General features: G+C 62.2%; 7 protein-coding genes. 4 read left to right on the forward strand and 3 right to left on the reverse strand.

The genetic code is table 11. The annotated features are described in order from the left end of the window. Nucleotides 1-17 precede the first annotated feature (17 nt). Together treS and glgB are read left to right on the forward strand one after the other, a co-directional pair. Nucleotides 18-3383: a maltose alpha-D-glucosyltransferase gene (treS, locus tag ACUN9V_RS14125; protein ID WP_445511851.1), complete on the forward strand. Its 3366-nt coding sequence runs from the start codon at nt 18-20 to the stop codon at nt 3381-3383. Then, the gene (gene glgB, locus ACUN9V_RS14130) at nt 3380-5617 is read left to right on the forward strand and encodes a 1,4-alpha-glucan branching protein GlgB (RefSeq protein ID WP_445511852.1); all 2238 of its coding nucleotides are present in this window, start codon (nt 3380-3382) and stop codon (nt 5615-5617) included. The genes treS and glgB overlap by 4 nt, the downstream gene beginning before the upstream one ends. On the opposite strand, the gene treF is transcribed toward glgB, so the two are convergent. After that, nucleotides 5588-7144, reverse strand: coding sequence for an alpha,alpha-trehalase TreF (treF, locus tag ACUN9V_RS14135; protein WP_445511853.1), 1557 nt, complete (start codon nt 7142-7144; stop codon nt 5588-5590). The two genes, glgB and treF, sit on opposite strands and share 30 nt — an antisense overlap. A 223-nt stretch (nt 7145-7367) precedes the next feature. Between treF and ACUN9V_RS14140 the strand changes: the two genes are divergently transcribed. Then, nucleotides 7368-9608, forward strand: coding sequence for a mechanosensitive ion channel domain-containing protein (locus ACUN9V_RS14140; RefSeq protein WP_445511854.1), 2241 nt, complete (start codon nt 7368-7370; stop codon nt 9606-9608). 591 nt (nt 9609-10199) lie between these two features. Here the strand turns inward: ACUN9V_RS14140 and ACUN9V_RS14145 are convergent. Beyond that, nucleotides 10200-10568 carry a hypothetical protein gene (locus ACUN9V_RS14145; protein ID WP_139313658.1) on the reverse strand — a complete coding sequence of 123 codons (369 nt, stop codon included), beginning with the start codon at nt 10566-10568 and terminating at the stop codon, nt 10200-10202. 156 nt (nt 10569-10724) lie between these two features. Here ACUN9V_RS14145 and ACUN9V_RS14150 point away from each other — a divergent pair, with 156 nt between their 5' ends. After that, the gene (locus ACUN9V_RS14150) at nt 10725-11054 is read left to right on the forward strand and encodes a DHCW motif cupin fold protein (protein ID WP_075563057.1); all 330 of its coding nucleotides are present in this window, start codon (nt 10725-10727) and stop codon (nt 11052-11054) included. A 9-nt stretch (nt 11055-11063) separates the two neighbouring features. On the opposite strand, the gene ACUN9V_RS14155 is transcribed toward ACUN9V_RS14150, so the two are convergent. Continuing rightward, nucleotides 11064-11969, reverse strand: a complete 906-nt coding sequence (locus ACUN9V_RS14155) for a LysR substrate-binding domain-containing protein (RefSeq protein ID WP_445511855.1) — start codon at nt 11967-11969, stop codon at nt 11064-11066. Between the last annotated feature and the right edge of the window lie 7 nt (nt 11970-11976).

Genomic DNA, 11976 nt, shown 5'->3' on the forward strand with positions numbered 1-11976 from the left:
CCAAGGAGGAAGGCAACATGATGGATGCCAGCAGCGAGTCGCACGCCGTCGAGACCATCGATTTTCTCGACGATCCGTTGTGGTACAAGGACGCGGTCATTTACCAGGTACACGTCAAGTCGTTCTTCGATGCCAACGATGACGGGATCGGCGATTTCCAGGGCCTGATCGAGAAGCTCGATTACATCGTGAGCCTCGGGGTCAACACGATCTGGATCCTGCCGTTCTATCCTTCGCCGCGGCGCGACGACGGCTACGATATCGCCGAGTACACCGGGGTCAGTCCCGACTACGGCACCCTCGAGGACGCCCAGCGCTTTATCCAGGAGGCGCACCAGCGTGGCCTGCGAGTGATCACCGAGCTTGTCATCAACCACACCTCGGATCAGCACGAATGGTTTCAGCGCGCCCGCCGGGCGCCGCCGGGTTCGCCGGAGCGCGACTTCTACGTGTGGTCGGACACCGATCAGAAATACCCCGGTACACGAATCATCTTTCTCGATACCGAGTCGTCCAACTGGACCTGGGATCCGGTGGCCAATGCCTACTTCTGGCACCGTTTCTATTCGCACCAGCCGGATCTGAACTTCGACAATCCGCAGGTGCTCGAGGAAGTGCTCGAGGTGATGGCGTACTGGCTGGACATGGGCGTCGACGGGCTGCGCCTGGATGCGATTCCCTATCTGGTCGAGCGCGAGGGCACCAACAACGAGAATCTCGATGAGACCCACGTGGTCCTCAAGAAGATCCGAGCGGCGCTCGATGAGCGCTATCCCGGCCGCATGCTGCTGGCCGAGGCCAACCAGTGGCCTGAGGACACACGGCCCTATTTCGGCGGCAACGAGAACGGCGAAGGCGACGAGTGCCACATGGCGTTCCACTTTCCGCTGATGCCGCGGATGTACATGGCGCTGGCTCAGGAAGACCGCTTTCCGATCACCGACATTCTGCGTCAGACCCCGGAAATTCCGCCCAACTGCCAGTGGGCGATTTTCCTGCGCAACCACGACGAGCTGACCCTGGAGATGGTCACCGACAAGGAGCGCGACTATCTCTGGAATCACTACGCCGTCGATCGCCGTGCTCGCATCAACATGGGTATTCGCCGCCGTCTGGCACCGCTGCTAGAGCGCGACCGGCGTCGCATCGAGCTGCTCAACAGCCTGCTGCTGTCGATGCCGGGCACGCCGGTGCTCTATTACGGTGACGAGATCGGCATGGGCGACAACATCTACCTGGGCGACCGTGACGGCGTCCGCACACCGATGCAGTGGTCGATGGATCGCAACGGCGGCTTCTCGCGGGTCGATCCGGCCAAGCTGGTGCTGCCGGCGATCATGGACCCGCTCTACGGCTTTCAGTCGGTCAATGTCGAGGCCCAGACTCGCGACCCGCATTCGCTGCTCAATAGCATGCGCCGGCTGCTCGAGGTGCGCGGCCAGCATCGCGTGTTCAGTCGCGGCACCATGCGGCCGCTGTATCCCAGCAACCGCCATATCCTGGCCTATCTGCGCGAACTGGTGCTGGACAACGGCGATAGCGAAGTGCTGCTGTGCGTGGCCAACGTGGCACGCAATGCCCAGGCGGTGGAGCTCGACCTGTCGGCGTTCGTCGGTCAGGTGCCGGTGGAGATGGTCGGCGGCAGCGCCTTCCCACCGATCGGCAAGCTGCCTTATCTGCTGACGTTGCCACCCTACGGCTTCTATTGGTTCCTGCTGGCGCCTGAAACCGCGATGCCTGCCTGGCACGTGCCGGCCCCCGAAGCGATGCCGGACTACGTCACCCTGATCATCAAGCGTGAGCTCGAGGAGATTCTCGACGCCCCGTCGCGTGGCATGCTGGAGAACGAGGCGCTGCCCAAGTACCTGCCCAAGCGCCGCTGGTTCGCCGCCAAGCAGGCACGCCTCGACCGGGTAGAGCTTTTGTATGCCGTGCGTATCGAGGACACCCGGCATGCCATGCTGTTGAGCGAACTCGAAGTTCAGCACTCCCAAGGCACCGATCGCTACCTGTTGCCGCTGGGCTTTCTGGGCGAGGACGACCGCAGCGGCGCCATGGCCCAGCAGCTGGCCTTAGCGCGGGTAAGACACGGCCGCGATGTCGGGCTATTGACCGACGCGCTGGCACTGGACGCCTTTACCCTGCGCATCCTCGATCTGCTGCGTAGCGGGGCGAACCTGCCGTGCGCTGACGGCGAGATTCGCTTTATGCCAACACCGGCATTGAGCGAACTGGAATTGCCGGAGGACGTCGACGTCGCCTACAGCAATGCTGAGCAGTCCAACAGCTCGGTGATCATTGGCCACCAGGTGGTGCTCAAGCTGTTCCGCCGTCTGGAGCCGGGCCTGCATCCCGAGGCCGAGATCAGCCGCTACCTGAGCGAGCAGGGGTTTGCCAACGTGCCGCCGCTTTATGGCGAGGTGGCGCGCCGCAATGCCGATGGCGACTCCCAGACCCTGATGCTGGTGCAGGGCTTCATCGCCAATCAGGGCGATGCCTGGTCGTGGACGCGCAGCGCGCTGGAGCGGGCGATTCGCGAGGCGGGCGAAGAGAGCGTGTCGGCTGCCGAGGAGAGTGGCTACAGCGCGCTAGACGAGCTCGAGGCGTTCGCCACCACCTTGGGGCAGCGCCTGGGCGAATTGCACCAGGCGCTGGCGTCGCCAAGTGATGATGCCGACTTCGCGCCGGAGCTGGCCGACCACACGCACGTGGCCGCCTGGTCGCAGCGCGTCCGGGAGCAGCTCGAGACGGCGCTCGAGCTGCTGGAGCGCCACCGAGTCGATGCCGACGAGGCCGATCAGGAACGGATCGAGCGGGTGCTGGCCCAGCGCACGACTTTACTGGGCGCCGTCGAGCCGCTGGCGCAGCGGGCCCGGGGCAGTCTGCTGACTCGCGTCCATGGCGATCTGCATCTCGGCCAGGTACTGGTCGCCCACGGCGATGCCTACCTCATCGATTTCGAGGGCGAGCCCGCCCGCTCGCTGGCCGAGCGGCGTGCCAAGGACAGCCCGCTGCGCGATGTTGCCGGCATGCTGCGGTCTTTCGACTATGCCGGCGCCAAGCTCGACGAAGCCGCTGTCGGCAAGCCCGGTGAAGACAACGCGATCGAGGTGGCCCAGGGGGTCGGCGAACGTTATCTGCTGGCCAGCCGCCGCGCCTTCCTCGACGCCTATTGGCAGAGCAGTGCCGATATCGCCCATCGCTGGACTGCGGCGGAAGATGCCGGTGCCGCGCTGGACCTGTTCGTGCTGGAGAAGACGGTCTACGAGATTGCCTACGAAGCCGCCAACCGACCCGCCTGGCTGGGCGTACCGCTGCGCGGCCTGGCAGCCGTCGTCGACCAGCTATCCATGACATCAACTGCACATGAGAGGGGCATATGACCGATCTGAACGTCACTACCGTCAATGACGATGCCCTCTGGTTGTCCCCCGACGATGCCGAAGCGCTGGTTCGGGGTAGACACGGCAACCCGTTTTCCCTACTCGGCGTGCATGCCTGCGGCGGAGAGAGTGCGGAAGCCCGTCTGCTGCGCGTCTATCTGCCCGGTGCACTGGGCGTGGACGTGCTCGACCGGGATACCGGTGAGCCGCGTTGCAGCCTGACCGGCATCCAGGTTCCGGGGCTTTTCGCGGGTCGCCTGCCGCATGTCGCCCCTTACACTTTGCGTATCCGCTGGTCGGGCGGCGAGCAGCAGATTGAGGATCCCTATTCCTTTGATCTGCTGCTCGGCGAGATGGATCTGTATCTGCTCGGCGAGGGCAATCACCGCAATCTGGGCCACTGTCTGGGCGCCCAGCCGATGGAGATCGACGGCGTGTCCGGGGTGCGCTTCGCCGTTTGGGCGCCGAATGCCCGGCGCGTCTCGGTGGTGGGTCATTTCAACGCCTGGGACGGTCGTCGGCATGTGATGCGCCTGCGCCACCCCGCCGGGGTCTGGGAGCTGTTCCTGCCTCGGCTGGGGCCTGGCGAAGCGTACAAGTACGAGATTCTCGACGCGAATGGCGCCATCGCGCTCAAGGCCGACCCGGTAGCGCTGGCCACCGAGACGCCACCGCACACGTCATCGGTGGTTGCCGACACCACGCCGTTCACCTGGCATGACGCCGAGTGGATCGCCCAGCGCGGCAAACGCCAGGCGCCCGACCGGCCGATCTCCGCCTATGAAGTCCACGCGGCCTCCTGGCGCAAGCACGGCGGGCATGACGGCGTCACCTACAGCTGGCGCGATCTGGCCGAGCATCTGATTCCCTACGTGCTCGAGATGGGCTTTACCCACGTCGAGCTGCTGCCGATCATGGAACACCCGTTCGGCGGTTCCTGGGGCTATCAGCCACTGAGTCAGTTTGCCCCCAGCGGGCGTTTTGGCAAGCCCGAGGACTTTGCCTACTTCGTGGACGCCTGTCATCAGTCGGGGCTGGGGGTGATCCTCGACTGGGTACCGGCGCATTTCCCTACCGATGCGCACGGTCTGGCGCGCTTCGACGGCACCGCGCTCTACGAATACGAGCACCCGTTTGAGGGCTTCCACCAGGACTGGGACACCTACATCTACAATCTGGGCCGGCGCGAGGTGCATGGGTTCATGCTGGCTTCGGCACTGCACTGGCTGCGCCATTTCCACATCGATGCGCTGCGCGTCGATGCGGTGGCGTCGATGCTTTACCGCAACTACTCGCGCAAGGAAGGGGAGTGGATTCCCAACCGCTACGGCGGACAGGAGAATCTCGAGGCGATCGAGTTCTTGCGCCACCTCAACGACGTGGTCGCCGAGGAGGTGCCGGGTGCTTCGGTGATTGCCGAGGAGTCCACTGCCTGGCCGGGCGTCACTCAGCCGACCTCGGAGGGCGGTCTGGGCTTTGCCTACAAGTGGAACATGGGCTGGATGCACGACACCTTGGAGTACGTTGCCAAGGATCCGGTCTATCGCTCGTACGCCCATCACGAGCTGACCTTTCCGATGGTCTACGCGTTCTCCGAGAAGTACGTGTTGCCGATCTCCCACGACGAGGTGGTGCACGGTAAGGGGTCGCTGATTGGCAAGATGCCGGGCGACGAGTGGCAGCAGTACGCCAATCTGCGCGCCTATCTCTCGATCATGTGGACCCAGCCCGGCAAGAAGCTTCTGTTCATGGGCTGCGAGTTCGGCCAGTGGCGCGAGTGGAGCCACGATCGCGAGCTGGACTGGTCGCTGCTCGGCGAAGCGCATCATGCCGGCATCCAGAGCCTGGTCGGCGACCTCAACCGGCTTTATCAGCAAAAGACGCCGCTGCATCAGCGCGACACCGAGTCTGAAGGCTTTTCCTGGGTGGTCGGCGACGACAGCACCAATAGCGTATTTGCTTGGCTGCGCTGGAATCGGGTCGGCGAGCCGCTGCTGGTGGTCGCCAATATGACCCCGCTGCCACGCTACGACTATCGGCTCGGCGTACCGGTGATGGGCGCTTGGGAGGAGATATTCAACAGCGATGCCGAGCGCTACGGTGGATCTAACCTGGGCAACGTGGGGCGGGTCGAAGCCCTCGACACGCCGTTGCACGGTCAGACGGCCAGCGTGTCGCTGACGTTGCCCCCGTTGGGCGTGGTGTTACTGGTGCCCAGCGCGCTGAGCGAGTAACGCCCGGGTCACGCCATTGGTCCAGCCGAAGCCATCCTGCAGCGGATATTCGCCGCCGATAGCGAAGTCCGCTCCAGGGTAAAGGACGTATTTTTCCACCAGCTTGCGCTCGCGGCCGTAGAGATCCTCGACCAGCGCCAGCCAGCGGTCGGCGATATCGTCCGCAAGCTCGGTGAAACCGTAGGTTCGCAGGCCCTCGATCGCCATCCACTGTAGTGGCGCCCAGCCGTTGGGATGGTCCCACTGCTCGTTGCTGTCGGTGATTTCGGTGGTGACGAGGCCACCCGGTGCCAGGAGTCGGGTGGCGACGATATTGGCAACCCTCTCCGCCTGCGACCGGGACGCCACGCCGACGAACAGCGGCACGATGCAGGCCGCGGTCAGATGGATGCTGAAATGGCCGCGCGTAAAATCGTAGTCGTAGTAGGCGCCACGCGAATCGCACCATAGATAGGCGTCCATCGCCGCCTGCCGGCGGAGGGCGCGGCGACGATAGTCGCCGGCCTTGGCGTCGTCACCCACGGCCGCGTGCAGCCGGCTCAGGGTCTGCTCGAGGTGGAAGAGCATTGCGTTGAGTTCCGGCGTGACGAAGTGGGTGGCACGAATCGAGCTCAGGTCCTGCACATCGTCCAGCCAGCGACCGCTGAAATCCCAGCCGCTTTCCGCGCCGGCGCGGAGATCCCGAAACAGCGCCTCCGCGGGGCGGCGGGAACTGGCGGCTATCTCCAGATCCTCACGAAACGACTCTTCCCGAGGCGTGGCACGATCGTCCCAATGGCGATTCAGCCAGTGCTCCTCGCTGAGACGCACGCAGCGGCGGTAGCTCTCGCCGGGAGCCAGCGTCTCCTCGCCGTCCATCCAGAAGGCATACTCCTGCTCCAGCTGGGGCAGGTAGTCGATGGCGTCGCGCAGCCCCTGGCGTTCGGTCAACTCGACCATCATCGAGAACAGCGGCGGTTGCGAACGGCTCAGGTAGTAGCTGCGATTGCCGTTGGGCATATGGCCGTAGCGTTGGATCAGAGCGGCGCAATTGTCGGTGACCGCGCACATCAGATGATTTTCACCGCTGGCCGCCAGACCCAGCATGATGAAATAGGAATCCCAGTAGTAGTACTCGCGAAAGCGCCCGCCGGGGACGACATAGTCATGATGCAGCGCCAGCAGCGAGGACCAGCGTGGATGGCGACGCGAATTGCGCGTGAGCACCGGCCACAGGTTGTCGATGTGGGTGATCAGATCGTGCTCGGGTCGGGATTCGTAACCCTTGCCGGGGAGTACGTCGCTGTAGAAATGATCGGCCACGAAGGCGCCGAGGTCGAACCCCAGCTGGCCGCGCTGCTGTTCATACGCTGCCATGATCTGCGCAGGAGGCTGCCGAGGTATGGAATCGGCAAAGGTCTTGGAATCATGGAAAATATGCGCGAGCGCGACGGCCTCGAACAATTCGCCGTAGCGATCGTAAGGAGTGATTGCTGCTTCGTCCCGAAAGTCAGCGTTTTCGGACCTCGTCTGAGGACTGTCGAGCATGCCGGTTTCCCTGGGTAAGGAGTGGTTGTCGGTGACGAAACCGTACTGAATGACGTTTCATACTGCCACAGTAGACCGTCGTCTACCGGCATTGAGTTCCGCTAGTGTGAACCCCTCGACTTCAGTCTCAAAACCAGCTTGGCGTTGTCGCCGGCGGTCTTGGATAGCATGATGTCGGCGACAAGCTATCGAAGACTCGATAGGAGCGCAGACAGGAGTCAACGTGAGCGAATTGCGACGGTGGGGATGGATGTGGGTACTGACCCTGATATTGGTGACTTCGACGTTCATGGTCAGTCTTCCGGCATCGGCGCAGTCCTTGTCATCAATGGTGAGCGGTGGCGGTCAAGGCAGCGGAACGAGTTCGGCCCCGACCCCGTCGCCGCAAGAGCTGCGCGCTTCGCTCGATCAAATCATCGCCACGCTCGACGACAGCGATCAGCGCCAGGCGCTGCTCGACCATCTCAGGCAGCTGCGTGACGCCACGGCGGTCGATGCAGGGAAGGAGAGCTCGGATGGACTGCTCGGTGCGCTGGCGCAGTCGTTTTCATCGTTGGAGACGGACGGTCTCGACAACCCGATCCGTTACTGGTCGGCGAAAGCGGAACAGGCCGGAAGCGATATCTCGGGGTTGAGCGATCGCGAACGGTTGACGACGATCTTCCTCGATCTGCTGTGGGTCACTGCGCTGTGGGTCGGCGTCATCGTGGTTCTCGCCATGCTGTGGCGTTGGGGCGTGGGGCTATTGGGGCTGATGTGGCATCTGCCTCCGGAACCCACGACCTGGATGCTGGTTCGCCATATCATCCGGCGCGTGGTGCCGCTAGCCATCGGTTTTGGCGTGGCGTTGACGACCGTTCATCAGCTTGCCACCGGTTCGGTCGGTAGCACGCTGGCCATGGTAGCGGCCTATGCCACGCTCTGCGGCGCGGTCTTCTCATCCATCTGTGAAATCGTCTTCTCGCTGTTCGGTAGTGGCCACCGCCATACCGCACTGCGCATTCTGCGTCGTCGCGGCGCTCGCTGGCTATTCGCCCTCGGCGCGCTGGTCGCACTGGGCGACGCAGCCAATGCCGAGGCCCTGGTAGGGCCGCTGGGTGAGGGGCTGACGGCATTTCTATCGCTACTCGCCAATGCCTGCGCTGCCGTATTGCTGGGCGTCTTCGTTCTGGTGTTCCGCCGGCCCATGCGCCATCTGATTCGCAACCGGCCCTATTCACAGCGTCAGGAGCGTCGCGCGACCACGGAGCTGATTCGGGTCTTCAGTCGAATCTGGCATATTCCGATTCTGATCATGGTCGCGGTTTCGCTGATCGCCATGATCATGTCGGCGGAGGATTCGCGGAGTGCCTTCTTCCGGGCGGTGATTACTGCGGGTGCCATGATCGCGACCCTGGTGGTCACCGGGCTGATTCACCGGCGTAGCGAGAATGTGCGCGATAAGCCCCCGTCCGAGTACATGGCGCGCCTGGCGCGTTTCGGCTTTACGCTGGCGCATCTGCTGAGCTGGCTGGTCTTCGCCGAGCTTGCAATGCGAGTCTGGGGCTCGTCGCTGTGGGCAGTGGGCAGCTCGGCGGGAATCAGTCAGCAGATTGCCAAGGGGGTGCTCGGGCTGGGGGTGACCTTCCTGCTCGCCTGGCTGATCTGGATTCTGGCCGACACCGCGATCAAGCATGCCTTGCTGCGAAGCAGCCGCCGCCATGGCCGTCGGGTCAATGCCAGCGCGCGTGCCCAGACCATCACACCGCTGCTGCGTAATACCGTGTTCGTGACCATCGCGGTGATCGCGGTGATCATCGCGCTGGCCAATCTGGGCGTTAACGTCACACCGCTACTGGCAGGTGCCGGCGTCATCGGTCTGGCGGTCGGTTTCGGCGCCCAGACCCTGGTTCAGGATCTCATCACCGGGCTGTTCATCCTGATCGAGGATTCACTGGCGATCGATGATTTCGTCAATCTGGGAACGCACATGGGCACGGTCGAGGCGTTGAGCATTCGCACCGTCAAGTTGCGCGACCTGGATGGCATCGTGCATATCATCCCCTTCAGTCAGATCCAGGGCATTCAGAATTACTCGAGAGAGTTCGGTATCGCATTGATGCGGATCCGTATTGCCCATCACATGAAGATCGACGAGGCGATCGAGATCGTGCGCGGGATTGCCGAGGATCTGCGCAACGATCCGATGATGCGTCATCACATCTGGTCGGCGCTGGAGGTTCAGGGTATCGAGAGTTTCGACGCCGGTGCCGCCATTCTGCGAGTTCGCATGCGTACCGCGCCGATCATGCAGTGGGACGTGGCCCGCGCGTTCAACCTGCGCCTGAAGCAGCGTTTCGACGAGCAGGGCATCGACCTCGCCGTGCCGAGAATGAGCGTGGTGATGGAGCAGACGCCAATGACTGCCGGCGGTACAGGGCCGAGGGAGCCGGTGACGGCACCGGGAGCACCGGATCCGCAGTAGGGGCGTCGGCGATCAGGGCCACTTCACTGATCGTTCGGAATGATCGGACGCTTGAGGCTGTAATGCACAGAGCCAGCCATGACGACTTCTAAGCCTCGGCTGCAGCCAATGTTTACCAGCTCGTTGTCGCTGGTTCAGAGAAATATCGGCTTGAATCACAGGTTTTAAAATTCCAAGCCAGCTTGGCCGTTAGTCTTAACCACTAAAGGGTAAGCATTGGTTCTGTAAGGTTGTAGTAGAGTTGTACCGTTAAGTAAGTGGAAAGGATCTCCACACGTTGAATTTGATGACGTCGCGACTCAGTGAGGATAACGATGTCGATATGTGGGGTACGCAATGAGTCTGCTCAGTTTGGGTTATATCATCATCGCCTTTTCCGCTTTTGGTCTGTTCATTGCACTCCAACTTTGCAGTAGCGATAAGGCACCGTGGCAACCGTATGAGCGTCCGGGCCAACAGACCCGATCACACGAGACGGGTATCGAAGATAGATTCTGATCCACCCCAGTTGTGTAGTGGTAACAAGAAACCGGCAGCTTTGAACTGCCGGTTTTGACGTTTCGGCTGATCCCGAAGTGCTTCGTGTTGCTTTTATCGAGAAAATATCGCGCGCGACGTTCTGGATGAAATGGCAGCGGGTACGTTTCGCACGTAGGCGCGCGTCAGCCAGGCCAGCGGCGCGAGCTCTGGACCGAGCGTGTTGAAACAGCCCCAGCGCACGGCGATGACAGGGCGCAGGAAAAAAGGTAGCCGGCGATGCGCGCGCAGACCCCGGATGCGCTTGGTGCGGGCGACTAGCAGATCGATGCGGTGGCGTTCCTGTAAAGGAAGCGACTGCAGATCACTGGTGACGGTCGCAGAGGGCACCTGCCCCTTGGCCGGATCGCAAGGCTCCAGCAACAGCCGAGCCAGCTGTTTGACGGTGTGATGTCGCATCCACTTCCTAATGGTGATGGTCATGTAGGTTCCCCTCAATGATTGTCCATGCTCCTGCAGGTCGTGAAGACATAAATAGCTCGAGATTTGTCAGTCATTTCGCGTGACGAGGCTATTCGCGAGACGCCTTGGCCTCCCTATGGCATCGTGGAGTTTCCCCGCTTTCACGAGACAGAATTCATGCAGCTCACTGACATCCCCTTCGGGACGACCGACTGGTCGACGATCGTTCCGACCGAACATCCCGGTGAAGCCGGGAAAGCGTTGTGGCGAACTCGGCATTTCGGCGCGTTGCGTGTTCGCATCGTCGAATACACGCCAGGCTACCTTGCTGACCACTGGTGCTCGAAGGGCCATATTCTGCTGTGTCTCGAGGGTGAGCTGGTCACCGAGCTGGAAGATGGTCGAATTTTTCGTCTTGCCCCGGGCCAGAGCTATCAGGTTGCCGATCAAGCAGAAGCGCATCGTTCCTCGACGGAAATCGGTGCCAAGCTTTTCATCGTTGACTGACTGCAGCACTCAGCCTAGCACCCACTGTCGGAACGCGCGCATCGGTTCGGTGAGGTGTCGGTGTTCGGGCGTGAAGAGCGAAAGATGGCCGCGACTGGGTAGCGTCTGCGGCAGTGCTTGAACCAATGTTCCTTGGTCGAGTTCGGCAGCCAGCAGCCGCATCCAGCCCAAGGTAACGCCTTGACCTGCCAGGGTCGCGTTCATCAGTAACTGGAAGCTATTGGCTCGCAGTGTGTGCGTAGGCGGGTGCCATGTCAGATCTAGCTCCCGGAACCAGAGCTCCCAGGTCAACCAGTCGTGATAATGGTCCTCGACCACCATCAAGGTGTGCCGGGTCAGCAGTTCTGCCGGATCGAGGACCTGTCCATGGCGCTCCAGATAAACCGGACTACAGACGGCGGCGACGCTCTCCTGTGGAAAGATGGCATCGGCGGACACGCCGGGCGGGTCTACTTCGTTTTTCACATGATAGTAAATACCGAGATCGAACTCCGTCAGATCCAGGCGGTGCGGGTCCTCGACGGTCAGGATACGAATCTCGATATCGGGATGGGCATGCTGAAAGTCGGGCAGTTGTCGTGCCAGCCAGATCGAGGCAATGGTCGGGCTGGAGGCCAGGGTCAACTGGCGGTCGTTGCCTCGACGGCGCAAGTTTGCGGTTTCGTCGCGCAACTCTCGTAGCAGACGCTGAACAATCAGAAAGTAGTGCTCACCGGCCGGTGTAAGGCGTAGCCCGTCAGGATGAAGCTCGAAGAGTGGTCGGCCGAGATCGATCTCGAGACGCTTGATCTGGCGGCTCACGGCGCTCTGGGTCAGGTGCAGTTCGCTGCCGGCCTGCGTGAAACTGCCATGACGGGCAGCCGCTTCGAAAGCGCGCAGGCAGGATAGCGGCGGAAGAGGATCGCGCGGGGTCATGCAGACA

This window comes from Salinicola sp. V024 (assembly GCF_052645315.1).

Bases quoted from the DNA above. Each gene is read 5' to 3' on its own strand.
- treS (WP_445511851.1), top strand. From the start codon at position 18: ATGATGGATGCCAGCAGCGAGTCGCACGCCGTCGAGACCATCGATTTT.
- glgB (WP_445511852.1), top strand. From the start codon at position 3,380: ATGACCGATCTGAACGTCACTACCGTCAATGACGATGCCCTCTGGTTG.
- treF (WP_445511853.1), bottom strand. From the start codon at position 7,144: ATGCTCGACAGTCCTCAGACGAGGTCCGAAAACGCTGACTTTCGGGAC.
- ACUN9V_RS14145 (WP_139313658.1), bottom strand. From the start codon at position 10,568: ATGACCATCACCATTAGGAAGTGGATGCGACATCACACCGTCAAACAG.
- ACUN9V_RS14150 (WP_075563057.1), top strand. From the start codon at position 10,725: ATGCAGCTCACTGACATCCCCTTCGGGACGACCGACTGGTCGACGATC.
- ACUN9V_RS14155 (WP_445511855.1), bottom strand. From the start codon at position 11,969: ATGACCCCGCGCGATCCTCTTCCGCCGCTATCCTGCCTGCGCGCTTTC.